This is a genomic window from Streptomyces sp. NPDC001222, assembly GCF_042896945.1.
In the GTDB taxonomy this organism is placed as follows: domain Bacteria; phylum Actinomycetota; class Actinomycetes; order Streptomycetales; family Streptomycetaceae; genus Streptomyces; species Streptomyces gibsoniae.
In genome coordinates this window covers 181,235-205,067 of sequence record NZ_JBIAXT010000007.1, presented here as the reverse complement: position 1 = coordinate 205,067, position 23,833 = coordinate 181,235, and the positions used below count along the sequence as shown (strand labels likewise).

23 protein-coding genes are annotated in these 23,833 nt (G+C 68.5%); 12 read left to right on the top strand and 11 right to left on the bottom strand.

Translation table 11 applies throughout. The features are described from left to right. Nucleotides 1-63: 63 nt before the first annotated feature. Complete coding sequence (locus ACFY2Z_RS13080; protein ID WP_390744247.1) at nucleotides 64-381, bottom strand: cupin domain-containing protein; 318 nt, start codon at nucleotides 379-381, stop codon at nucleotides 64-66. A gap of 59 nt (nucleotides 382-440) precedes the next feature. Between ACFY2Z_RS13080 and ACFY2Z_RS13075 the strand changes: the two genes are divergently transcribed. The 5 genes from ACFY2Z_RS13075 to ACFY2Z_RS13055 all read left to right on the top strand — a co-directional run bounded on the left by ACFY2Z_RS13075 (nucleotide 441) and on the right by ACFY2Z_RS13055 (nucleotide 4,238). After that, complete coding sequence (locus ACFY2Z_RS13075) at nucleotides 441-821, top strand: phage holin family protein (protein WP_390744246.1); 381 nt, start codon at nucleotides 441-443, stop codon at nucleotides 819-821. A 9-nt stretch (nucleotides 822-830) separates the two neighbouring features. Then, nucleotides 831-1,322, top strand: a complete 492-nt coding sequence (locus tag ACFY2Z_RS13070) for a low molecular weight protein-tyrosine-phosphatase (RefSeq protein WP_390744245.1) — start codon at nucleotides 831-833, stop codon at nucleotides 1,320-1,322. Next, nucleotides 1,319-2,473 carry a cystathionine gamma-lyase gene (locus ACFY2Z_RS13065; RefSeq protein WP_390744244.1) on the top strand — a complete coding sequence of 385 codons (1,155 nt, stop codon included), beginning with the start codon at nucleotides 1,319-1,321 and terminating at the stop codon, nucleotides 2,471-2,473. The genes ACFY2Z_RS13070 and ACFY2Z_RS13065 overlap by 4 nt, the downstream gene beginning before the upstream one ends. A gap of 246 nt (nucleotides 2,474-2,719) precedes the next feature. Then, a complete protein-coding gene (locus ACFY2Z_RS13060) occupies nucleotides 2,720-3,625 on the top strand; it encodes a LysR family transcriptional regulator (RefSeq protein ID WP_390744243.1) in 906 nt (301 codons plus the stop codon). Between the two features lie 130 nt (nucleotides 3,626-3,755). Further along, nucleotides 3,756-4,238: an NUDIX hydrolase gene (locus ACFY2Z_RS13055; RefSeq protein WP_311693857.1), complete on the top strand. Its 483-nt coding sequence runs from the start codon at nucleotides 3,756-3,758 to the stop codon at nucleotides 4,236-4,238. Nucleotides 4,239-4,285: 47 nt separating this feature from the next. Here the strand turns inward: ACFY2Z_RS13055 and ACFY2Z_RS13050 are convergent, their stop codons facing one another. Next, nucleotides 4,286-5,611, bottom strand: a complete 1,326-nt coding sequence (locus tag ACFY2Z_RS13050) for a globin domain-containing protein (protein ID WP_390744242.1) — start codon at nucleotides 5,609-5,611, stop codon at nucleotides 4,286-4,288. 580 nt (nucleotides 5,612-6,191) lie between these two features. Between ACFY2Z_RS13050 and ACFY2Z_RS13045 the strand changes: the two genes are divergently transcribed. After that, nucleotides 6,192-7,058, top strand: a complete 867-nt coding sequence (locus tag ACFY2Z_RS13045; RefSeq protein WP_390744241.1) for a GNAT family N-acetyltransferase — start codon at nucleotides 6,192-6,194, stop codon at nucleotides 7,056-7,058. 70 nt (nucleotides 7,059-7,128) lie between these two features. On the opposite strand, the gene ACFY2Z_RS13040 is transcribed toward ACFY2Z_RS13045, so the two are convergent. Beyond that, on the bottom strand, nucleotides 7,129-8,340 hold the full coding sequence (locus ACFY2Z_RS13040) for an MFS transporter (protein WP_390744240.1): 1,212 nt from the start codon (nucleotides 8,338-8,340) through the stop codon (nucleotides 7,129-7,131). Between the two features lie 142 nt (nucleotides 8,341-8,482). On the opposite strand from ACFY2Z_RS13040, the gene ACFY2Z_RS13035 reads away from it, so the two are divergent. Beyond that, nucleotides 8,483-8,986 carry a MarR family winged helix-turn-helix transcriptional regulator gene (locus ACFY2Z_RS13035; RefSeq protein ID WP_390744239.1) on the top strand — a complete coding sequence of 168 codons (504 nt, stop codon included), beginning with the start codon at nucleotides 8,483-8,485 and terminating at the stop codon, nucleotides 8,984-8,986. 9 nt (nucleotides 8,987-8,995) lie between these two features. Further along, complete coding sequence (locus ACFY2Z_RS13030) at nucleotides 8,996-9,448, top strand: GNAT family N-acetyltransferase (RefSeq protein WP_390744238.1); 453 nt, start codon at nucleotides 8,996-8,998, stop codon at nucleotides 9,446-9,448. 108 nt (nucleotides 9,449-9,556) lie between these two features. On the opposite strand, the gene ACFY2Z_RS13025 is transcribed toward ACFY2Z_RS13030, so the two are convergent. Then, nucleotides 9,557-10,942 carry a serine hydrolase domain-containing protein gene (locus ACFY2Z_RS13025; protein WP_390744237.1) on the bottom strand — a complete coding sequence of 462 codons (1,386 nt, stop codon included), beginning with the start codon at nucleotides 10,940-10,942 and terminating at the stop codon, nucleotides 9,557-9,559. 70 nt (nucleotides 10,943-11,012) lie between these two features. Then, on the bottom strand, nucleotides 11,013-12,488 hold the full coding sequence (gene dnaB, locus ACFY2Z_RS13020; protein ID WP_311693842.1) for a replicative DNA helicase: 1,476 nt from the start codon (nucleotides 12,486-12,488) through the stop codon (nucleotides 11,013-11,015). 459 nt (nucleotides 12,489-12,947) lie between these two features. On the opposite strand from dnaB, the gene ACFY2Z_RS13015 reads away from it, so the two are divergent. Then, a complete protein-coding gene (locus tag ACFY2Z_RS13015) occupies nucleotides 12,948-14,285 on the top strand; it encodes an MATE family efflux transporter (RefSeq protein ID WP_390744236.1) in 1,338 nt (445 codons plus the stop codon). Between the two features lie 142 nt (nucleotides 14,286-14,427). Here the strand turns inward: ACFY2Z_RS13015 and rplI are convergent, their stop codons facing one another. From rplI to rpsF, 4 genes are all read right to left on the bottom strand, one after another. Next, entirely contained in the window at nucleotides 14,428-14,874 is a 447-nt protein-coding gene (rplI, locus tag ACFY2Z_RS13010; protein WP_390744235.1) for a 50S ribosomal protein L9, read from the bottom strand. An 18-nt stretch (nucleotides 14,875-14,892) separates the two neighbouring features. Beyond that, on the bottom strand, nucleotides 14,893-15,129 hold the full coding sequence (gene rpsR / locus ACFY2Z_RS13005; RefSeq protein ID WP_003949403.1) for a 30S ribosomal protein S18: 237 nt from the start codon (nucleotides 15,127-15,129) through the stop codon (nucleotides 14,893-14,895). 81 nt (nucleotides 15,130-15,210) lie between these two features. After that, on the bottom strand, nucleotides 15,211-15,798 hold the full coding sequence (locus tag ACFY2Z_RS13000) for a single-stranded DNA-binding protein (protein ID WP_390744234.1): 588 nt from the start codon (nucleotides 15,796-15,798) through the stop codon (nucleotides 15,211-15,213). A 76-nt stretch (nucleotides 15,799-15,874) separates the two neighbouring features. Continuing rightward, nucleotides 15,875-16,165: a 30S ribosomal protein S6 gene (rpsF, locus tag ACFY2Z_RS12995; RefSeq protein WP_004985983.1), complete on the bottom strand. Its 291-nt coding sequence runs from the start codon at nucleotides 16,163-16,165 to the stop codon at nucleotides 15,875-15,877. A gap of 305 nt (nucleotides 16,166-16,470) precedes the next feature. On the opposite strand from rpsF, the gene ACFY2Z_RS12990 reads away from it, so the two are divergent. From ACFY2Z_RS12990 to ACFY2Z_RS12980, 3 genes are all read left to right on the top strand, one after another. Then, nucleotides 16,471-16,791, top strand: coding sequence for a hypothetical protein (locus ACFY2Z_RS12990; protein ID WP_390744233.1), 321 nt, complete (start codon nucleotides 16,471-16,473; stop codon nucleotides 16,789-16,791). Between the two features lie 160 nt (nucleotides 16,792-16,951). Then, nucleotides 16,952-18,070 (top strand): peptidoglycan bridge formation glycyltransferase FemX, encoded by a 1,119-nt coding sequence (femX, locus tag ACFY2Z_RS12985; RefSeq protein WP_390744232.1) that lies wholly within the window; start codon nucleotides 16,952-16,954, stop codon nucleotides 18,068-18,070. 121 nt (nucleotides 18,071-18,191) lie between these two features. Beyond that, entirely contained in the window at nucleotides 18,192-19,223 is a 1,032-nt protein-coding gene (locus ACFY2Z_RS12980) for an alanine racemase (protein ID WP_390744231.1), read from the top strand. A 79-nt stretch (nucleotides 19,224-19,302) separates the two neighbouring features. On the opposite strand, the gene ACFY2Z_RS12975 is transcribed toward ACFY2Z_RS12980, so the two are convergent. After that, the gene (locus tag ACFY2Z_RS12975; protein WP_390744230.1) at nucleotides 19,303-20,811 is read right to left on the bottom strand and encodes a glycosyltransferase family 87 protein; all 1,509 of its coding nucleotides are present in this window, start codon (nucleotides 20,809-20,811) and stop codon (nucleotides 19,303-19,305) included. Nucleotides 20,812-20,940: 129 nt separating this feature from the next. Next, nucleotides 20,941-23,589: a transglycosylase domain-containing protein gene (locus tag ACFY2Z_RS12970; protein WP_390744229.1), complete on the bottom strand. Its 2,649-nt coding sequence runs from the start codon at nucleotides 23,587-23,589 to the stop codon at nucleotides 20,941-20,943. Nucleotides 23,590-23,833 lie beyond the last annotated feature (244 nt).

Genomic DNA, 23,833 nt, shown 5'->3' with positions numbered 1-23,833 from the left:
AACGTGGGTCTCGCGCCCCTTGTCCTCCCCTGATCGTCCCCTGAGGGAACCCCGAGACGGGACTCAGCTCTCTGGCGGAGAGAACACCACCAGAACCCTCAGATCCTCGGTGATGTGGTGGAACTTGTGGGCGACGCCGGCAGGCACGTAGATGACGCTTCCGCGAGCGACCTGGGTGGTCTCCAGGCCCACGGTGATCGAGGCGCGGCCGCTGACGACGAAGTACACCTCGTCCTGCTGGTGCGGCTTCTGCGGGTCGAGCTCGCCCGCGTCCAGCGCGTACAGGCCGACCGACATGTTCCGCTCCCGCATGAACTGCAGATATGCGCCGTCGTTGGCGGCGCGCTCCGCCTCCAGTTCGTCCAGCCGGAAAGCCTTCATCGCTCCTGCCCGCCCTTGCTCGCTACTCGCCGCTGATCCCGTCTGCCACGATCAGACACATGAAGAATTTCGTAGTCAAGACGATCGCCAACGCGGGGGCTCTGGCCGTCGCCGTCTGGGTACTCGACAAGATCACGCTGACGGGTTCGGGCACCGGCAAGAAGGTCGGCACGCTGATCGTGGTCGCGCTGATCTTCGGACTGGTGAATGTCCTGGTCAAGCCGATCGTGAAGGTGCTGACCTTCCCCCTGTTCATCCTGACGCTCGGCCTGATAACCCTCGTCGTCAACGCCCTGATGCTTCTGCTCACCTCGTGGGTGGCGGGCAAACTGAACCTGAGTTTCCATGTCGAGGGCTTCTGGACCGCCGTACTGGGCGCCTTGATCATCTCGATCGTCTCCTGGGCGCTGCACCTCGTGCTGCCCGACGACGAGGACTGAGAGAGCCGTATGACCTATCGCGTCTGTTTCGTCTGCACCGGCAACATCTGCCGCTCACCGATGGCGGAGTCCGTCTTCCGCACCCGTGTGGAGGAGGCCGGCCTCGACGACCTGGTCGAGGTCGACAGCGCTGGCACGGGCGGCTGGCACGAGGGGGACGGGGCGGATCCGCGCACCGTCGCCGTCCTGGAGGAGAACGGCTACGGCAGCGAGCACACCGCGCGCCAGTTCGAACCCTCCTGGTTCTCCCGGCTCGATCTGGTGATCGCCCTGGACTCCGGCCATCTCAAGGCCCTGCTCCGTCTCGCGCCCACCCCCGAGGACGCGGCCAAGATCAGGCTCCTGCGCTCCTACGACCCGGGCGCCGACGACGACCTCGATGTGCCCGACCCGTACTACGGGGGGATGGACGGATTCGAGCAGTGTCTTGAGATGGTGGAAGCGGCGAGCCCCGGCCTGCTCGCCGCCGTACGCGAGCACATGGAGGGACGGGCGGCATGACCACACGCGATGCGAACGCGTCCGGTCCGGGGACCGGCGACGGTACACGGGCGGTGCGGGCGGGGCTGCCCGAGCCGGTCAAGCACGAGCCGACCCTGCCGGGCCCGGTCTTCGCCGCGCACTTCCATCTGCCGGGCGAGCCGACCGGCCCGTACACCTACGGCCGGGACGAGAACCCCACCTGGACGCATCTGGAGCGCGCCATCGGCGAGCTGGAGGCGCCCGGCGAGGAGGGCGTCGAAGCGCTCGCCTTCGCCTCCGGCATGGCCGCGATCTCGGCGGTGCTCTTCTCCCAGCTGCGCGCCGGCGACACGGTGGTGCTGCCCGAGGACGGCTACCAGGCCCTGCCGCTGGTGGGCGAGCAGCTGACCGCGTACGGCATCGATGTACGCACCGCGCCGACCGGCGGCGACGCCCAGCTCGGCGTGCTCGAGGGCGCGAAGCTGCTGTGGATCGAGACCCCGTCGAACCCGGGGCTCGACGTCTGTGACGTGCGGCGGCTCGTCGCGGCGGCCCATGCGCAGGGCACCCTCGTCGCCGTCGACAACACCCTGGCGACGCCGCTCGGCCAGCGGCCCCTGGAGCTGGGCGCCGACTTCTCCGTGGCCAGCGGCACCAAGATGCTCACCGGGCACGGGGATCTCCTGCTCGGCTATGTGGCGTCCCGGGATGCCGGGCTGATGACGGCCGTACGGCGCTGGCGCAAGATCGTCGGGGCGATACCGGGTCCCATGGAGGCCTGGCTCGCACACCGCTCGCTGGCCACGCTGCAGCTCCGCGCGGACCGGCAGTCGGCCAACGCGCTGGTGGTCGCCGAGGCGCTGCGCGGCCGGGCCGGGGTGACGGGGCTGCGCTATCCGGGTCTGCCCGACGACCCCTCACACGAGATCGCCGCGCAGCAGATGAGGCGCTTCGGGTGCGTGGTGTCGTTCGCGCTGCCCTCACGCGCGCGTGCCGACCGTTTTCTGGACGCGCTCCGCCTCGTGGACGACGCGACCAGTTTCGGAGGGGTGCGGTCCACCGCCGAACGGCGTGGACGCTGGGGCGGCGACGCGGTCCCGGAGGGGTTCATCCGTCTCTCCGTCGGCGCCGAGGATCCCGAGGACCTGGTGGCCGATGTGCTGCGCGCGCTCGACACGTCGGTGGAATGACCAGGCCCTACAGCGTCCGGCTACGCCCGTCCAGCGGGCGACGTGTCTCTCCTGGGCCCGGCTACGTAGACGGACGGTCCGAACCTCCCCCCTCGTGGCTCGGACCGTCCCGGTTCCGCGCGCGAAGAACCGCGCAGACAAGGCTAGTTGACTCTGTGTCAGTGTCCAATCACAGTAGCGACAGAGACCTATCGACTTATTTATAGTTGGGCGTGGCAGCGGGGTGCCGGGACGGGAGGGAGCACCATGGATCTGGCCCTGCTGCGCACCTTTGTGACGGTGCACCGGGCCGGTTCCTTCACCCGTGCCGCGGCGCTGCTCGGCCTCTCGCAGCCGGCGGTCACCTCCCAGATACGCACGCTCGAACGACAGCTGGGCCGCCCCCTCTTTCTGCGCCAGGCCCGCGGGGTGACCCCCACCTCCATCGGCGACGAACTCGCCCACAAGGCCGCTCCGCATCTGGACGCCCTGGTCGAGATCGCCGAGACCGGCCTCGACGAGTACTCGTCGCTGCGCACGCTCCATCTGGCGGGGCCGCCGGAGTTCACCGCCGAACGTGCCCTGCCCGCACTGGCCGAGCTGACCGACGAGGACGGCCAGGGGCTCGCCCTCCGCGCCTCCTTCGGGAACGCCGAAGAGACCCTGGAAGGACTCGCCGCCGGGCACCACGACCTGGCCATCACCACGACCCGGCCCCGCGGGGCCCTGCTCACGGCTACCCCTCTCTGCGACGAGGAGCATGTCCTGGTCGCGGCACCCCGCTGGGTTCCCCGCATCGGCTCCGGGGGGGTGCGCCGCGGGGGCGCGCAACTGCTGGAGAACCTTCCGGTGGTCGAGGTGCACGAGTCGCTGCCCTTTGTCTCCCGCTACTGGGCCTCCGTCTTCGACTCCCGGCCCGCCGCCTCCGGCACGGTCGTCGTCCCCGACCTGCGGGCAGTTCTCGCCTGTGCGGTCACCGGCGCCGGGCTCGCCGTGCTGCCGCGCTATCTGTGCACCGCCGCACTGGAGCGGGGCGATGTCGTGGCCCTTCATGAACCGGCGGTACCCCCGCTGCGGACCTACTTCCTCGTGGTCCGCACCGGGACACTCGCCATGCCCCATATCGCGCGCGCCCATGAATGGCTGCTGCGGTCCGCGGCCGCCTGGGTCTGACACCCTGGGGGCCGGGACGCCGCCTCCGGTGCCGCGGACCCGGCCCGTTCCACCCGCTGTTCACGCTGGGTTCGACGCCATGTGGGGTGCGGGATGTTTCACGTGGAACAGGCTGGGCCACATTTCACCCATGACCGTTCGCCCCGTGGTCAAGCGCACTGCCCGCGCCATCCTGCTGGATGGTGACGACCTGATTCTGATCAAGCGGACCAAGCCCGGAGTCGACCCCTACTGGCTCACGCCGGGCGGCGGGGTCGAGCCGACCGACGCGACCGTGGTCGACGCGCTCCACCGCGAAGTGCACGAGGAACTCGGGGCCAAGATCATCGATGTGGTCCCCTGCTTCGTTGACACGGTCGAGCACATCGGCGAGAACGGCGGGGCGACCGGCGTGAAGGTCCAGCACTTCTTCGTCTGCCGTCTCGAGTCCATGGACGAGCGCCTGCGGCACGGCCCCGAGGTCGAGCAGCCCGAGGGCGAGTACGAGATCGTGCGGGTGCCCTTCACCCGCGTCGGGATCGCGTCCGTCCATCTCGTCCCGTTGTCGCTGCGGCACTACCTGGACGGGAACATCGAGGGAGTACGCGCGATGCACGCGCCCGACCTGGGCTGACCCCCGTACGGGAGCGTCCTGAGAAGGCGCTCGCGGGAGGGCGGCCCCTACGGGCCCTGCACGCCGGCCAGGACCAGTTCCTCCACCGAGTCGTGGCGTATGCGTTCCGACGGCACACCGACGTTCCGGAGCACATGCACACCGCTGCGGATCATGCCGGGCGGACCCGAGAGATACACGTCGTACTCGTTCCAGGGTCCGTACGCCCGTATGGCGTCCGGCAACTGGACGCGTGCCTGCTCGTCGACTACCGGGCGGACCGCGAGCCAGGGGTGGTTGTGCTGCAGCCGCAGCATGGTGTCGATGTCGTACAGATCGTGGCCGGTCCGGGCGCCGTAGAACACCTCGACCCGGCGCCGCGCACCGTGCTCGGCGACGTCCTCGACGAGGGCTTTGATGGGGGCGATGCCGGTACCGCCGCCGAGGCAGAGCAGCCCGCTGTCCGTGGTGTGGTCGACGGTCATGGTGCCGGTCGGCGGGCCGAGCCGGACGATGTCGCCGGGGCGGGCCCGGTGAACCAGCGCGTTGGAGACCCAGCCCGCCGGCACCGCCTTCACATGGAACGTGAGCAGTCCGTCGGAGCGTGGTGCCGAGGCAAAGGAGTAGTGGCGCCATACCCGCGGCCACCAGGGGGTCTCCATGCTCGTGTACTGACCGGCCAGGAACGGGTACGGCTGGTCGGGGCGGACCGTGATCACCGCGATGTCCGCGGTCCGCAGATCGTGCGAGACGACCTCCGCGTACCACCAGGCCGGGGCGCGCAGCTCGTCCGCGGCCGCCGCGTCGATCATCACCTGGGACATGGTCGTGTACGCCCGCACCCAGGCGGCCTCGGTCTCCTCGTCCCAGATCGCGGAGGCGTACCTGCTCAGCGCTCCGATGAGGCACTCCCCGACGGCCGGGTAGTGCTCGGCCCGGGTGCCGTACTTGCGGTGCCCGCGGCCGAGGTTCTGCAGATACGCGACCAGGACCTCGGTGTTGTCGATGTGCTCCGCGGCGGTCAGCAGTGCCCTGAGCAGCCGGTCCCGCTGGGTGTCCATCGCGGCGGGGAACAGCGACCGCAGCTCGGGGTGGCGCACGAAGAGCAGTGCGTAGAAGTAGGAGGTGACCTTGTCGGCGATGGGTGCGACCTCGGCCATGGTCCGCCGGATCAGCACGGCGTCACGGGATGGCCCGGGCTCGAGGGTCGGCCGCCGGTCGGATGTCTGTGGCAGGGCGGGGTCGGTGGTTCGGGGTGTTTCCTGCTCTCCGCTCGGGGGCGTCTGGGGGTGGGTGCGGGACGCGAACCAGCCGCCCCCGTCGTCGCCACCGGACGCGCCCTTGTCGGCCGACGGGGTGGTCGGAGCCTCCATGGTGTGCCTCGCCTCGAACATCTTTCGGTCGGTCTGCGCACTTCCCCCTGTCGGCGGGCGTCAGAATCCACACCGAGGGCTTTGCTTCTTTTCCCCGTTGTCATCCCTGATGGTCAATGCGGCCACATTCCACCCGCGTTCCCGCCGTGTGCCGACAAGTAGGGAGAGCGTGTGACTGTGACCGCGGTACTCAGATCGCAGCATCGCACTCCGGACCTCCACCCGGCCGCGTAACAGAAAATGCGGGTCTTCGATCTCTCCGTCCCGTTAGGCTGCATCGGCATGCGTTCGCGCCCTGCAAAACGTGCGCACATCACGCCGGACGCGAACCGGACTCGACCATACCGGTTGCTGTCGCACACACAAGTACCCCCTTGGCCCACCGCCAAAGGACGGCCGTTCCAGCAGTCAATTCCCGCAACTGCCGGGCGCACCACGTGAATTCACGAAGACTGTTCCGGAGCGATCCCGATCGGTCTCTCACTGTTTCACGTGAAACGTCTGCCCTTGTGCGGTGTTGGGGCATGACTTGGCCAAAAGCATGTGCGTTCGGCAGCAAACGGGTGGACGTCGGTGGCCCCTGTCAGACAGCCTGACCTGCGTGTCGACACCTCCCCTCAGCGCTCTGCCCATTCGCCGCCTGACGCCTCGCGATCTCACCGCATGCGCCGACTTGTCCGAGGACCGGGGGTGGCCCCGGGAGGAACACAAATGGGGCCTGCTTCTGGCCGCCGGAAAGGGATACGGCATCGACGACCCCGAGGGCGGCCTTGTCACGGCCTGCGTCGTAACGGAATACGGATCGCCGTCCCGCCCGGACCTCTGCGCCATCGGCATGGTGCTCGTCGCCCAGCGGCATGCACGCCAGGGGGTGGGCCGTCGACTGATGCGTCATGTGGTGGCGGACATGGGAGACGCCCCCCTCACCCTCTACGCGACCCCCTACGGCCGCCCCCTCTACGAGGAGCTCGGTTTCAAGACCATCGGGAGCTCAGAGATGGTGCGGGGACACTTCACGGCCGGTGGGCCGCCGTCCCCCGTCCCGACCCGCCCGGCCACCGGGGAGGACCTCGCCACGCTCGTCAGGCTCGACGAGGAGGTCTTCGGCGCCGACCGCACTCATGTGATCGCCCGGCTGCCCGCCTTCGCCGACCAACTGCGGGTCGCCGAGGAGAACGGGCGGATCATCGGATACGCCGGCGCCTGGCCCAATATGGACACGCATGTCGTGGGTCCGCTCATCGCCCGTGACACCGAGACGGCCAAGGCACTCGTCGCATCCCTGGCCGCGCACACCGATCGCCCGCTGCGCACGGACGTCGATGTACGGCACGAGAGCCTGCTCAGGTGGTTGACGGAGCGTGGGCTCGCCACTGTCGGCACGAACGCGGTCATGACGTACGGCATCCCGGACCTTCCCGGCGACTGGACGCGGCGCTTCGCTCCGGTCACGGTGGCGGCGGGCTGAGCCCATCAGCACGGAACGCGTGCCTCCGGCAGTCGGAGGCACGCGTTCGGGCTTGTGGCGGCGGATCCACTCAACGGTGGAGGGCGGCTCCTTGCCGTTCGCTCGGCGCGCCTTCCGCGACGGCGGTGCCGGGGGCCGCCTCGCGGCGCTCCAGGGCGGCCGAGAGGAACGCCAGCAACAGGGCGGCCACTGCGAGAACGGCGCCGACCCAGTTCGGGGCGGTGTAGCCGAACCCGGCAGCGATGACGATGCCGCCGAGCCAGGCCGACAGCGCGTTGCCCAGGTTGAAGGCGCCGATGTTCGCGGCCGAGGCGAGGGTCGGGGCGCCGTGTGCGTGGTCCAGGACCCGCTTCTGCAGCGGAGGCACAGTCGCGAACCCAAGGGCGCCTATCAGCACGATGGTGGGCGCGGCGAGGACCTTGTGGTGCGCGGTGATCGTGAACAGGGCGAGCACGAGGGCGAGCCCGCCGAGCGACACGTACAGCATCGGCATCAGCGCACGGTCCGCGTACCGGCCACCGATGAGGTTGCCGCCGACCATGCCGAGGCCGAAGAGGACCAGCAGCCAGGTGACCGAGCCGTCGGCGAAGCCGGCTACATGGGTCATCATCGGCGCGATGTAGGTGATGGCGGCGAAGACGCCACCGAAGCCGAGCACGGTCATCGCCATCGCGAGCAGCACCTGCACGTTCTTGAAGGCAGCCAGCTCATGGCGCAGGTGTACGCCCTCCGGCTTGGGCATTTCGGGTACGAGCCTCGCGACTCCGAGCAGTCCGAGCACGCCCAGCGCGGCGACCAGGGCGAAGGTGATCCGCCAGCCGGCCGACTGCCCGATGAGCGTGCCGAGCGGGACCCCGATGACGTTGGCCACGGTCAGACCGCTGAACATCATGGAGATGGCACCGGCCTTCTTCTCCGGGGCCACCAGTTCGGCGGCGACCACCGAGCCGATGCCGAAGAAGGCGCCGTGAGCCAGAGAGGCCACCACCCGGCCCAGCAGCATCAGCCCGAAGACCGGGGCGACGGCGGAGATCAGGTTGCCGATGATGAACAGGCCCATCAGCACCATCAGCATCCGCTTACGGGAGACCTTGGTGCCGAGGGCGGTCATGATCGGCGCTCCGAGCATCACCCCCAGGGCGTAGCCGGTCACGAGCAGTCCGGCGGTGGGGATGGAGACGCCGAAGTCGCCCGCCACCTCGGGCAGCACGCCCATGATCACGAATTCCGTGGTTCCGATTCCGAAGGCCCCGATCGCAAGGGCCAGGAGCGCGAGAGGCATCCGGGCTGCACCTTTCAGATGATTGCACGAGCGGTTTGCACCCTCCCAACATTAATTGCAGACGCGGGATATATGCAACAGCTCTCTATTGCGAACGTGCTCTATCCTGGACGGGAGCCACTCCGGGATGGAGGAGAACGCCATGACAGCGACGGACCCCGCGCTCACCGCCCTTGCTCAGGGCTGGTGCGCCCTTTCCCTGCTGCACGGGAGAATCGAGGCCCACCTCGAACGAGCCCTGCAGGCCAAGCACGGACTGAGCGTGCGGGAGTACTCCCTGCTCGACGTCCTCAGCCGGCAGCACGACGGGGTGGGCGGCCATCTGCAGATGAAGCAGGTCGCCGATGCGGTCGTCCTCAGCCAGAGCGCCACCACCCGACTGGTCACCCGACTCGAGGACCGCGGACTGCTCGCGCGCTACCTCTGCCCCACCGACCGCCGCGGCATCTACACCAACGTCAGTGAGTCCGGCCTCAAGCTCCTCGAAGAGGCCCGCCCCACCAATGACGCCGCGCTGCGCGAGGCGCTCGACGAGGCGGCGAAGAACCCGGAGCTGGAGCCCCTCGTCCGGGTGGTCGAGTCACTGAACCTACCCATCTCGAACCGCCTGCTGCCTGCGCGCCCGGGAGTGCCCAGTCCTGCATAGGCTGCGGGTATGGGAGATCTTGAGATACGGCGCGCCGCCGTGGAGGACGTCCCGGCGATCGTCGCCCTGCTCGCGGACGATCCGCTCGGCGCACAGCGGGAGTCCCCTGACGACCTGACGCCCTATCTGGCGGCGCTGGATCGGATCGCCGGTGATCCGAACCAGCATCTGATGGTCGCCGTCCGGGACGAACGCATCATCGGCACCCTTCAGCTCACGATCATCCCGGGATTGTCCCGCAAGGGCGCGAACCGCTCGATCATCGAGGGGGTGCGCATCCACGCCGAGGAACGCGGCAGCGGCCTGGGCACTCAGCTTATCGAGTGGGCCATCGATGAATCGCGGCGTCTGGACTGCCAGTTGGTCCAGCTCACCTCCGACGTCAGTCGCACCGACGCCCATCGCTTCTACGAGCGGCTGGGCTTCGAGGCCTCGCACGTGGGCTTCAAGATCCGTCTCTGACACGGCGAGCCCTCGGCCGGACGAGCGATACCCCGGCCGGACCTCCCATGCGAAGGGTCCTGTTTCACGTGAAACAGGACCCTTACCGGACCCGCCGAGCGAAAGCGCCTAACCGATCCCCCGCCATCCCTCCGGATCCACCCCGCCGGGCACCGTAGCGCCCTCGTCGTACGGCTGACGCGTGAAGACGAACGATCCGAGGTCCAGATGGCTCAGGGACCCGTCCGGGCGGCGCACGGCCCATAGCTGCTCTCCCGCGTAGTAGCCCTCCAGCCCCGTCCATGTGCCGTCGCCGTTCGCCCGGAACCGCGAGCGTCGGCCGCCGCCGGCAAGCGGCCCCAACGACAGAAACCCGTCCGCCGTGAGCCGCAGAGCGAAGGCCTGTGTGCCCCAGTCCCACTGGCCCGCCAGCTCCAGTACGGACGGATCGATGTCCTTCAGCGGGATCCACGGCTCGGGGATCCTGGGTTCGGCCTCGGCCACGATACGGACGAGATCGGCACCCACGGCCGACAACAGCGGGCCGGAGGTGCAGTTGGCCAGGACCACGGCGGCGACATCGTCCTCCACGCTGAAGGTGAGGCACGCGAGAAAGCCCGGCAGGGAGCCTGTGTGTCCGACGAGGAGCCGTTCACCCGAACGCCTCATCTCCAGCCCCAGGCCGTAGGCGTACCCGGCCGCCACATCCGCCGCTTCGGGGGGAGCCGCCGGAGTGCGCATCTCGCGGAGCGACTCGGCGCTCAGCACCCGGTCGTCGCCCTGGACCAGAAAGGCAGCGAAACGCGCCAGGTCTCCCGTGGTGGACCAGAGTTGCCCGGCCGGTGCCATCCGGCCGAGGTCTTCGGCCGGTTCGGACAGCATGACATCGGCCCAGGGATGCACCGCCCAGCCCCCGGCGTGCGGCGCCTGCGGGTGCGCACTCGTCCGATGCAGGCCCAGGGGTTCGAGCACCTCGCGCCGGAGGACCTCCTCCCACGGGGCTCCGCGCAGCTCCTCCACCAGTGCTCCGAGGAGGGTGTAGCCGGGGTTCGAGTAGTGGAACCGCCGGCCGGCCGTATGCAGGAGCGGCCGCTCGCCGAGCACATCCGTGAGCGCCGGGCGCAGCGAGCCGGGTGTGCGTTCCCACCATGGCCCGGGTGCCTCGGCCGCAAGCCCGCCCGTGTGCGCGAGCAGTTCGGCGACGGTCGCCTCCCCCGCCCCGGTGCCGGGCAGATGCTTCTCCAGCGGATCGCCGAGGTCCAGGGCGCCCTCGTCACGCAGCCGCAGTACAAGGACGGCGGTGAAGGTCTTGGTGATCGAGCCGATCCGGTACTGCACGTTCTCATCCGGAGCATGGCCGTCCACAGAGGTGCGCGAGCCGTGCCACACCGCCCGTCCGTCCCGGACAACCGCAGCGACCAGTGACGGCGCCCGCCCCTCGGCCTGGGCCACGGCGATCCGGTGCAGCAGAGCCCGCCGCGTGGCGGGGAGTAGTTCTTCCTGCGATGTCGTCATGACACCCAGTCCACCTGGCACGGAACCCTACGTCGAATCCATTTCCGCGGAGTCCTCCCCTGCGCGGGGCTCAGGTCTGGGCCATGTCCACGAATCGGGAGTAGTGGCCCTGGAAGGCGACCGTGATCGTGGCCGTCGGGCCGTTACGGTGCTTGCCGACGATGATGTCCGCCTCGCCCGCGCGCGGCGACTCCTTCTCGTACGCGTCCTCGCGGTGCAGGAGGATGACCATGTCGGCGTCCTGCTCGATCGAGCCGGACTCACGCAGGTCGGAGACCATCGGCTTCTTGTCCGTCCGCTGCTCCGGGCCACGGTTGAGCTGGGAGAGCGCGATCACCGGCAGTTCCAGCTCCTTGGCCAGCAGCTTCAGATTTCGCGACATGTCGGAGACCTCCTGCTGCCGGCTCTCGGACCGTTTGGAGCCGGACTGCATCAGCTGGAGATAGTCGATGACGACCAGCTTGAGGTCGTTGCGCTGCTTGAGCCGACGGCACTTGGCGCGAATCTCCATCATCGACAGGTTCGGCGAGTCGTCGATGTAGAGGGGTGCGGCCGAGACGTCCGGCATGCGGCGCGCGAGACGGGTCCAGTCCTCGTCCGTCATCGTGCCGGACCGCATGTGGTGCAGGGCCACGCGTGCCTCGGCGGACAGCAGACGCATCGCGATCTCGTTGCGGCCCATTTCGAGCGAGAAGATCACGCTCGGCAGGTTGTGCTTGATGGACGCCGCTCGTGCGAAGTCCAGCGCCAGCGTCGACTTACCCATGGCGGGACGGGCCGCGATGATGATCATCTGGCCGGGGTGCAGACCGTTGGTGAGCTGGTCCAGGTCGGTGAAGCCGGTGGGCACACCGGTCATCTCCCCCGAGCGGGATCCGATCGCCTCGATCTCGTCGAGCGCGCCCTCCATGATCTCGCTGAGCGGCAGATAGTCCTCGGCCGTCCGCTGCTCGGTGACGGCGAAGATCTCGGCCTGGGCGGTGTTGACGATCTCGTCGATGTCACCGTCGGCCGCGTATCCCATCTGGGTGATGCGGGTGCCGGCCTCGACCAGCCGGCGCAGGACCGCGCGCTCGTGCACGATCTGCGCGTAGTACTCGGCGTTCGCCGCGGTCGGGACCGTCTGCACCAGGGTGTGCAGATAAGGGGCGCCGCCGACCTTGGTGATCTCACCCCGCTTGGTCAGCTCGGCGCCCACCGTGATGGGGTCGGCCGGCTCGCCCTTCGCGTACAGATCGAGGATCGCCTGGTAGATCGTCTCGTGCGCGGGCCGGTAGAAGTCATGGCCCTTGAGGACCTCGACGACATCGGCGATCGCGTCCTTGGACAGGAGCATGCCGCCGAGGACGGACTGCTCGGCGTCCAGGTCCTGCGGCGGGACACGCTCGAAGGAGGCGCCACCGCCGTCCCAGGCGCGGCCGTCGTCACCGCGGTCATGCTGCTCGTCGCGGCCTCGGCCGCCCTCACGGCCCCGTCGGGAGGCGGGGACACGATCGCTGGGACCGCTGTCGGCCCACGGATCGTCCAAGGGCTCGGAAATGCTCACCGGCCCGCCTCCTCCCGTCCGCAACGCGGACCTCGCCGTGCCCCTCATTTCTAGGGCACGACACTGACAAAGCGAGAAGCCCAGCTCCGGTTCGGACGCGACTTTTCGCGTACTTTTCCAAGGTGGAGAGGGGAGCGGGCGCCGCACCACGTTAGGCCTGTCGGCAGCGTCAGCCAATCTGGTTATCCACAGGCCATGTGGACGACGGCCCCGATGCTGTGGAGAACTCCGCAAAACCTGTGCACGACACGGTGGACAGCCCTGTGAACAAGCCCTCAGCCGATCCAGAGAACCGCACCTGACCTGCGTCTTTCCCGTCCACCGGCTGTGCAGAAGAAAAACTTCCCCAGCAGGATCAAGATCACCGCGAAGGGGACACGAGGCCACACCCCGCACGCACCAGAGTAAGGACCTCTAGCGCTTTGCATCTCTTACCTGTGGACGGTTAGATTGGTGGCCATGACACAGACTCCCGCGCCACCCGGCGCCGTCCGACGTCGGCACGACCGGGAGATCATCGGCTTGGCCGTTCCGGCCTTCGGCGCGCTCGTCGCAGAGCCGCTCTTCGTGATGGCGGACAGTGCGATCGTCGGCCACCTCGGCACCGCTCAGCTCGCCGGGCTCGGCGTCGCCTCGGCGCTCCTGACCACCGCGGTGAGCGTCTTCGTGTTCCTCGCCTACGCCACCACGGCCGCCGTCGCCCGCCGCGTCGGAGCGGGCGATCTGCGCGCCGCCATCCGCCAGGGTATGGACGGCATCTGGCTGGCGCTGTTGATCGGCGCGGCCGTCATCGCCGTCGTTCTCCCCACCGCGCCCGGCATCGTGGAGCTGTTCGGTGCCTCGCAGACTGCCGCTCCGTATGCGACGACGTACCTGAGAATCTCCATGCTCGGTGTCCCGGCCATGCTGGTCGTGCTCGCCTCGACCGGCGTACTGCGGGGCCTGCAGGACACCAGGACACCGCTGTACGTCGCGGTCGGCGGCTTCGCCGCCAACGCGGTCCTCAATGTGGGCCTCGTCTACGGGGCGGACCTGGGGATCGCCGGCTCCGCCTGGGGCACCGTCATCGCCCAGTGCGGCATGGCCGCCGCCTATCTGTATGTCGTCGTCCGCGGCGCCCGTCGGCACGGCGCCTCGCTGCGACCGGATGCGGCGGGCATACGAGCCAGCGCACAGGCGGGGGTGCCCCTGCTGGTGCGCACCCTCTCACTGCGGGCGATCCTGATGATCGCCACTGCCGTCGCCGCCCGGCTCGGGGACGCGGACATCGCCGCACACCAGATCATCTTGTCGCTGTGGAGTCTGCTCGCGTTCGCCCTGGACGCGATCGCCATCGCGGGGCAGGCCATCATCGGGCGGTATCTCGGCGCGGGCGACGCAGAGGGCGCCCGTGAGGCCTGCCGCCGTATGGTCCAGTGGGGGATCTCCACGGGTCTGGCCCTCGCACTGCTGGTCCTCGCGGCCCGCCCGCTCTTCCTGCCGTTGTTCACCGACGACACGGCCGTCCACCGTACGGCTCTGCCCGCCCTGGTGCTCGTGGCGGTCTCGCAGCCCGTCTGCGGCGTCGTCTTCGTGCTGGACGGCGTCCTGATGGGCGCGGGCGACGGCCCCTATCTCGCCTGGGCGATGTTGCTGACCCTGGCCGTCTTCGCTCCCGTGGCCCTGCTGGTCCCGGTCCTCGGCGGCGGGCTCACCGCGCTGTGGGCGGCGATGACGCTGATGATGACTGTTCGGATGCTCACGCTGTGGCTGCGTTCCCGTTCGGGCCGCTGGGTCGTCACGGGAGCGACCCGCTGAGCGAGGCCGCGACCTCACCTCGCGCCGTTTCACGTGAAACGGCGCCTCCCGTCCGCCGGACCGGAACAGCCGCCGGTCACGCGGAAAGGGCCGCACCCCACGGGGTACGGCCCTTTCTCAGCCGCTCGAACCGAGCGCGGCGTCAGGCCGAGACGACCTCGATGTTGACCTTGGCGGCAACCTCGGGGTGCAGACGCACGGACGTCTCGTGGGCGCCCAGCGTCTTGATCGGCGTGCCCAGCTCGATGCGGCGCTTGTCGACCTCGGGGCCACCGGAAGCCTTGATCGCGGAAGCGATGTCGGCCGGGGTGACGGAACCGAAGAGACGGCCGGCGTCGCCGGAGCGGACGGCCAGACGGACCTTCACGCCCTCGAGCTGGGCCTTGATCTGGTTGGCCTGCTCGATGGTCTGGATCTCGTGGATCTTGCGAGCACGACGGATCTGCTCGACGTCCTTCTCGCCACCCTTGGTCCAGCGGATCGCGAACTTCCGCGGGATCAGGTAGTTGCGAGCGTAACCGTCCTTGACGTCGACGACGTCACCGGCGGCACCGAGGCCGGACACCTCGTGGGTCAGGATGATCTTCATGCGTCGGTCACCCTTTCCTTATCGCGCGGTGGACGTGTAGGGCAGCAGCGCCATCTCACGGCTGTTCTTGACGGCCGTGGCGACGTCACGCTGGTGCTGCGTGCAGTTGCCGGTCACGCGGCGGGCACGGATCTTGCCGCGGTCGGAAATGAACTTCCGCAGCATGTTCGTGTCCTTGTAGTCCACGTACGTGACCTTGTCCTTGCAGAATGCGCAGACCTTCTTCTTAGGCTTGCGCACAGGCGGCTTCGCCATGGTGTTTCTCCTGTGTGATCAAGAAGTTGGGGGTACGGCCCGCCCTCGACCCGTCCGGGTCCGGGGACCCGGCACAAAGGCCTAGAAGGGGGGCTCGTCCGAGTAGCCGCCACCGCCGCCGGAGCCGGAGCCACCGCCCCAGCCGCCGCCACCCTGGCCACCGGCGGGAGCGCCGGTCGCCCAGGGGTCGTCGGCAGGAGCGCCGCCCTGCTGGCCGCCACCGGGGCCACCGCCCCAGCCGCCGCCACCCTGGCCACCGCCCTGGCCGCCACCGCCGTAACCGCCCTGGCCACCACGACCGCCGGCCGCGGCCTTGGTGACCTTGGCCGTGGCGTTGCGCAGGCTCGCGCCGACCTCGTCGACGTCGAGCTCGTAGACCGTGCGCTTGACGCCCTCACGGTCCTCGTAGGACCGCTGCTTCAACCGGCCCTGCACGATGACGCGCATGCCTCGCTGGAGCGACTCGGCGACGTTCTCCGCCGCCTGACGCCAGACCGAGCAGGTCAGGAAGAGGCTCTCGCCGTCCTTCCACTCGTTCGTCTGGCGGTCGAAGGTGCGGGGAGTGGACGCGACGCGGAACTTCGCGACCGCCGCACCGGACGGGGTGAAGCGCAGCTCGGGGTCATCGACAAGATTGCCGACGACCGTGATGACGGTCTCGCCTGCCATTGGGGGAACCTCTCGGCGGGTTTGCTGCTGGCTGCTGGTGTTGCTACTCGAATCCCGAGATCAGCTGAGCGGAAGCTCAGTGGGTCTCGGGGCGGAGGACCTTGGTCCGGAGGACCGACTCGTTCAGGTTCATCTGGCGGTCGAGCTCCTTGACGACCGCAGGCTCGGCCTGCAGGTCGATGACCGAGTAGATGCCCTCGGGCTTCTTCTTGATCTCGTACGAGAGACGACGACGGCCCCAGGTGTCGACCTTCTCGACCTTTCCGCCGCCGTCACGGACGACAGAGAGGAAGTTCTCGATCAGCGGGGAGACAGCACGCTCCTCGAGATCGGGGTCGAGGATGACCATCACCTCGTAGTGACGCATGTGGAACCCACCTCCTTTGGACTCAGCGGCCACGGTCGTTCCGTGGCAGGAGGGTTGTGATGCGTACGCAACAGTGCCTGCCAGTACTTCAGCCGCACTGACGATGAAGGTCAGTACATCAGCCGCCACTGACAATCGGGGTCAGCCGACGATTGACGTGGCTCGGTCTGGGCAGACACCGGTGCAGACGGTACAGAGTACCCGCACACGAGCTTCCGGTTGAAATCCGGCCGCGAAGGCCGTCAATCTGTACGCATCGGGTGTGTAAGGCGCTACGATGCGCCGCCTTCCGCAGGAGGTGCCCCATGGCACAGGTATTGCGACCCAACACCACCGGCTCTCTTTTCGCCACGGACGGTAAGGCCCATCCCGTCCAGGACACTCTGACTCTGGTGACCCTGGCACTCGGGCTCACGGCCTTCATCACGGCGTTGGCGTCCCACAGCCTGCATCTGATCAGCTCCTGGACCGGCCTGGTGGGGATCTTCACCGGCGCGTACGGCCAGTTCATCTCCGTCACGACCCGGCAGCGGTTCGGACTGATCCTGGGGCTCGGTGCCGCGGCCATCGGCTTCTTCCTCGGTATGGCCCACGGCGGTCTTTTCGGCGGGCTCATCGGCGGCTGAGGAGTGAGGTCGCGGGCCGGGCCGCGGGGCCGGCCCGCGACTTCATGGGCACACAGGTTCCATACGGCCAGACGGGGCGCTCGCGAGGCGCAGTAGGCTTCGGCGCGAGAGCCGGAGCCCCTGTACCCATGGGGACACCCCAGCCCGAGGAGCGCCCCGTATGAGCCTGACCCTGAGGACGATCAGCCGCGAGCAGCATCTGGCGTACATCCAGAGCCTGCCGGCGGCAAGCCACATGCAGGTCCCGGCCTGGGCAGACGTCAAGGCCGAGTGGCGGTCGGAGAACCTCGGCTGGTTCGACAAGAGCGGCGAACTGGTGGGCGTCGGACTGGTGTTGTACCGCCAGCTGCCCAAGATCAAGCGCTATCTCGCGTACCTTCCCGAGGGCCCGGTGATCAACTGGTACGCGCCCAACCTGGACGACTGGCTCCAGCCGATGCTGGCGCACCTCAAGCACCAGGGCGCGTTCTCCGTGAAGATGGGCCCGCCGGTCATCATCCGGCGCTGGGAGGCCGGGTCCATCAAGCAGGGCATCCAGGACCCGGATGTGAAGCGCCTGCGCGACATCGAGGCCGACTTCATCGAGCCGCGCGCCTTCGAGGTGGCCGACAAGCTGCGCCGCATGGGCTGGCAGCAGGGCGAGGACGGCGGCGCCGGCTTCGGCGACGTGCAGCCCCGCTACGTCTACCAGGTACCGCTCGCCAACCGTTCCCTGGAAGAGGTCCACAAGAACTTCAACCAGCTGTGGCGCCGCAACATCAAGAAGGCCGAGAAGGCCGGTGTCGAGGTCGTCCAGGGCGGTTACCACGACCTCGAGGAGTGGCAGCGGCTCTACGAGATCACGGCCGTGCGCGACCACTTCCGGCCCCGCCCGCTGTCGTACTTCCAGCGCATGTGGACGGCTCTCAACACCGAGGACCCCAACCGCATGCGGCTCTATTTCGCCCGGCACAACGGGGTGAACCTGTCGGCGGCGACGATGCTGATCGTCGGCGGGCACGTCTGGTACTCCTACGGTGCCTCCGACAACGTCGGCCGTGAGTTCCGTCCCTCCAACGCGATGCAGTGGCGGATGCTGCGGGACGCCTACGCGCTCGGCGCGACGGTCTACGACCTGCGCGGCATCTCCGACTCGCTGGACGAGACCGACCACCTGTTCGGCCTGATCCAGTTCAAGGTGGGCACGGGCGGTCAGGCCGCCGAATACCTCGGCGAGTGGGACTTCCCGCTGAACAAGCTGCTCCACAAGGCGCTCGACATCTACATGTCGCGCCGCTGATTCCGGAGCCCGCGCCGGACCGCACGAGCGGTCGGGCGTCGCGTCGGCTCGACGGATCCATCACAATTCCCTCTCAGACCTCTGATACACCGCAGCCACGAGAAAGGTTCCGGGACCGGCCATGGCGCTCACGCTCTACGTCGACACCGCGCGATGGCGGGCACACCACAAGCACGTCCAGGAGCAGTTCCCGGCGCTCGTCCCGGTCTGCAAGGGCAACGGCTACGGCTTCGGCCACGAGCGGCTGGCGGAAGAGGCCACGCGGCTGGGCTCGGACGTCCTCGCCGTGGGAACGACGTACGAGGCGGGCCGGATCAAGGACTGGTTCGGTGGCGATCTGCTCGTTCTGACGCCCTTCAGGCGCGGCGAGGAGCCGGTACCGCTGCCGGACCGCGTCATCCGGTCGGTGTCGTCCGTGGACGGCGTCTACGGGCTCGTGGGGGCCCGTGTGGTCATCGAGGTGATGTCCTCGATGAAACGACACGGGGTGAGCGAGCAGGACCTGCCGCTGCTGCACCAGGCCATAGAGAACGTCCGGCTGGAGGGCTTCGCCATCCACCTCCCGCTCGACCGCACCGACGGCTCGGACGCCGTCGAGGAGGTCATCGGCTGGATGGACCGGCTGCGTGCGGCCCGGCTGCCGCTGCACACGATGTTCGTCAGCCACCTCAAGGCGGAGGAGCTGGCCCGTCTGCAGCAGCAGTTCCCGCAGACCCGCTTCCGGGCTCGCATCGGCACCCGGCTGTGGCTGGGGGACCACGAGGCGACCGAGTACCGCGGAGCGGTCCTGGACGTCACACGGGTCGCCAAGGGCGAGCGCTTCGGCTACCGGCAGCAGAAGGCGGCCTCCGACGGCTTCCTGGTCGTCGTGGCGGGCGGAACGTCCCACGGGGTGGGTCTGGAGGCTCCCAAGGCCCTGCACGGCGTCATGCCACGCGCCAAGGGCGTCGCCCGGGCCGGCCTCGCGACGGTGAACCGGAATCTCTCGCCGTTCGTCTGGGCGGGCAAGCAGCGCTGGTTCGCCGAGCCGCCCCATATGCAGGTCTCGATCCTGTTCGTCCCCGCGGACGCCACGGAGCCGAAGGTGGGCGACGAACTGGTGGCCCATCTGCGGCACACCACCACCCAGTTCGACCGGATCGTCGACCGCTGACCCCGGGCCCGACAACACCAAGGCCGTACACGGAAGCCCGTGTACGGCCTTGTGCATGACGGCCCCGGCGCCTGTTCGCTCAGGGCGAACCGCCCTCCACAGGGTCCGCGTCCCGGCTCCCCCACTCCACGTGCGGCCCCTCGAAAGCCGCCGCGTGCCGTGGCGGATGGGCCGCGGCACCCAGCACGAAGACGTCCTCCGCTCCGTCCAGCACACCGCCGGACGGGTCGTCGTCACCGGCCCGGCGCACCATGTCCCGCTCCGGCATGAGGATGTCCCGCACGACGACGGCGCACAGATACAGCGTCCCCAGCAGATGGACGGCTATGGCCACCTGGTACCCGTCCGACGGCAGGCCCTTGTGGGCGTCTCCGCTGCTCGTGTACGCGAGGTACATCCAGATCCCCAGGAAGTACCCCACCTCGCAGGCCTGCCAGATCAGGAAGTCCCGCCAGCGCGGCCGGGCCAGCGCGGCGAGGGGAACCAGCCACAGCACGTACTGCGGCGAGTAGACCTTGTTGGTGAGGATGAACACCGCGACGATCAGGAAGACGAGCTGCGCGAAACGCGGGCGGCGCGGGGCCGTCAGCGTGATGGCCGCGATTCCCGCGCAGGCGGCCACCATCAGGAACATCGCCCAGGCATTGGCCGTGTCCGCAGGGATGTCGACGTTGAGCCAGCGCGAGACGAACAGGAAGATCGATCCGAAGTCGACCCCCCGCTCCTTGCTGAAGCTGTAGAACTTCGACCAGCCCTGCGGCGCGAGGAGCATCACCGGCACATTGACCACGAGCCACGCCCCCACCGCGCCCAGCACCGCGGTCGAGAACTCGCGCCACTTGCCCGCGCGCCAGCACAGCACGAGGAGCGGTCCGAGCACCAGGAACGGATAGAACTTGGCGGCCGTGGCGAGCCCCACCAGGATGCCGAAGGCCAGGGCACGGCCGCGTGACCACATCAGCATCGCGGCGGCCAGCAGGGCCACGGCGAGCAGATCCCAGTTGATGGTCGCCGTCAGCGCGAAGGCGGGCGCCAGGGCGACCAGAAGGCCGTCCCAGGGCCGCCGACGGTGGATCCGGGCGGTGCACACCGCGATGACCACGGCGCACACCAGCAGCATGCCGGCGTTGACCATCCAGTAGATCTGTTCCCGGGACTGGATGTCGCCGCTGCTCGGCGTCAGCCAGGAGGCTACCTCCATGAACACACCGGTGAGCACCGGGTACTCGAGGTAGTTCATGTCCCCGGGAAGCTTGTCGAAGTAGGGCACGAGCCCATCGGCGAAGCCTCGGCCCTGGTAGAGGTGCGGGATGTCCGAGTAGCACGCGTGGGTGTACTGGGAGCTGGCACCGAAGAACCAGCCGCTGTCGTAGCAGGGCAGCTTCTGGACCATACCGAGGGCGAACAGGCCGATCGCGACGAGCGCCACGACCCGTACGGGAGTCCACCAGGACGTCCCCAGCAGTGCGCGCCGCCCGATGGGGCCGCCGATCAGCTCACTCCCGGCCGCGGCGACCTCGTCCTCCCGGGTCGGCCGCACCACGTCCGGCTCGTGGACGCTCGCTCGCGTCGTCTCTGCACTGGGCATGGGGGTCATCCTGCCGCATGCACCTAGGAAAATGCCGGGGGCCGCCCCACCTCGCTGGTGGGACGGCCCCTCTTCGGCCGATGTTTCACGTGAAACAGAGAGTTTCACAGCGAGGACGGTCAGTGACGGTCACCCGTTGGGGCCGCTGATGAACCCTCCTCCATTGCCGTTGCCCCGGGTGGTTCCGTTTCCGGAGGTCTCCGTGGGGCTCGAGGTCACTCCACCCGTGCTGCCGGCGTCGGTACCGCCGCCGTTGCCGTTGGCGCCACCGTTGCCGTTGCCACAGTTCCAGCTGAAGGGGCCGCATGTGTCGCTGGGCGGCGGCGAGGGAGAGGTGAGCGTCGCACTCGGCGTCGGGGTCGGCGTCGGGCTCGGCGTGCTGCTCGGCGTGGGCGTGGGGGTCACGCTCGGGCTCGGGGTGTCGTTCACGATCTCACCGATGGGCTGGGGCGTCGGGAAGTTCTTCACCGGCTCGCCCTGGAGCGCCTGCAACATGTAGTCGTGCCAGATCTCGGCCGGGAACGAGGCGCCGTGGATCTTCTTCTGGCCGCCCGTTCCGTACATCTCCAGGAACTCGCGGGACTTGTTGTTCTCGTTGTCGTCCAACCGGAACATGCCGATCGAGGTCGACAGCTGCGGGGTGTACCCGACGAACCAGGCGGACTTGTTGCCGTCGGTCGTACCGGTCTTGCCCGCGACCTCCCGGCCGGGCAGCTGCGCGGCGGTACCGGTGCCCTTGTCGACCACGGTCCTCAGGACGTCGGTCACGTTGTCGGCGACCTTCGAGGTGAAGGCGTCGTTGGGCTTGGCCTTGTGTTCGAAGACCGTGCCGTCCTTGCTCGTGACCTTCGTGACCGAGAACGGTTCGTTCTGCTGGCCGCTGGCCGCGAAGGTGGCGTAGGCGCCGGCCATACGGATGGCACTGGGGTCGGAGGTTCCGATCGAGAACGAGGGGAAGTTGGCGCTCGCGAGACTGGACTTGAGAATGCCGGCGCTCAGGGCCGCCTGCTTGACCTTGTCCAGACCGACATCCATGCCGAGCTGGACGTAGGCGGAGTTGACCGAGAGCCGCATCGCCTCACGAAGGTCGATCTTGTAGTCCGGCGCGTTGCCCACCGACTCACCGCCGTCGTTCGTCTGCAGCCACTCCTCGCCCTTCTCGTTCTTCCAGACCGTCTTGTTGTACTCCATGATCTTGAGCTTGTTCTTGCCGCTGTACAGGCTCTTGGGTGAGACCGGCGTGCGTTCGTCCTGTGCTTGCGACTCCGGCCCGTCGGGATTGCGTACGCCGTCCTGCATGGCCGCCGCCAGCACGAACGGCTTGAACGTCGAACCCACCTGCGCACCGGTCTGGTCCGCGTTGTTGGTGAAGTGCTTGGTCGCGTCCTCGCCGCCGTAGATCGCCTTGATGGCGCCGCTGGAGGGATCCACGGAAGCCCCGCCGAACTGGACGAACTTGTCGGTGTTCGGGCGCAGCTTGGGCTTGATGTTGGCCTGCTGGACGTTCTTGACGGCCTTCTCGAGGGCGTCGACCTTCTTCTTCTCGAACGTCGTGTAGATCGAGTAACCGCCCCGCTGCAGGTCGCTGGCCGAGATGCTCGTGTTGTTGACCAGGTACGCCTTGGCGAGGTCGACGAGATAGCCGACCTGACCGCTCAGCCGGCTGTTCGACCGCGGGTTATGGACATCGGGCAGCTTGGTGTACTTGGCTCGCTCCTCGGCACTCAGATGGCCGTACTGGACCATCTTGTTGAGGGTGTCCTGCATCTGGGCCTCGGCCCGCCTGCTGTTCGCCTGTGGAGTGGCGCTCGGGTCGAGGGCCACCGCGCCCGCCGGGTCGTAGTACGTGGCGCCCTTGAGCATCGCCGCCAGGAAGGCGCACTCACCGGGGTTCAGATAGGTGGCGTCCTTGTTGAAGTACGCCCGCGAGGCTGCCTGAAGTCCGTAGGCGCCCCGCCCGTAGTAGCCGGAGTTCAGATAGCCGGCCATGATCTGGTCCTTGGGGACGTTGGTCCCCACCTTGATCGCGACGAAGATCTCTTTGAACTTTCGGGTGACCGTCTGCGACTGGTCGTCCAGCATCGCGTTCTTGACGTACTGCTGGGTGATGGTGGAGCCACCCTGCGTCTGGCCGCCCCTGGCCATGTTGAAGAGGGCCCGCGCGATGCCCATGGGGTCGACGCCGCTGTCCGTCTCGAAGGTCTTGTTCTCCTGCGAGATGACGGCGTACCGCATCGCCTTGGGGATCTGGGCGTAGTTGATGATCTGGCGGTTCATCTCACCGCCGGTGGCCACCATCTGGCTGCCGTCGGCCCAGTAGAAGACGTTGTTCTGGGCCGTCGCCGTCTTGGCCACGTCCGGAACGCTCACGAGTGCGTAGCCGACGCCTGCGACCGCCACCAGGCTCCCTATGAAGCCGATGAACAGGCCCGTGACCAGCTTCCACGAGGGCACCCAGCGTGCGGCGCCGTACTTGCCGGCACGTGGGTAGTCGATGAGGCGTTTCCTGTCGGGTGGGGTGTTCCGGCCTCTGCCAGGACCGCGCCCCGGGCCCTCTGGCCCTCGGCGTCGGCCTCCACCGTTTCTCTGGGCCGCCCGCCGGGCCTCGGCGCGGCTGCCGTACGGGCGCTCCTCACCTCCCGCTCCATAGGAGTCGGAAGGGGACCCGGTGGCGCCTCGCGGTGCCGCACGGCGGCCGGAGGGCGCCGATTGGCCGCGTCGGGCCGCGGCACGTCCGCCTCCCTGCGGCTGCGGCGGTTTGCGACGGTGCTCGCTCATCGAACGATTACTCCTCGGGCAGGCGCATCCTGTCGCGCCTGGAAACGGCGGCTGGTTTCCGGTCCCCCCGAAGTACGGATGCGGTCGTTCGTGCATTCACCCGTACTGCACCAGGGACGAGGACGTCCCCGGGCGTCACTCGGTTCCCGGAGGTGTGCATGCCGCACAGACTACGCACCGCCAAAACCGACCGAGCCCAGGAGTTCACCCCAAATCAGGCAACTTGCATCCAACGAATCGGTGA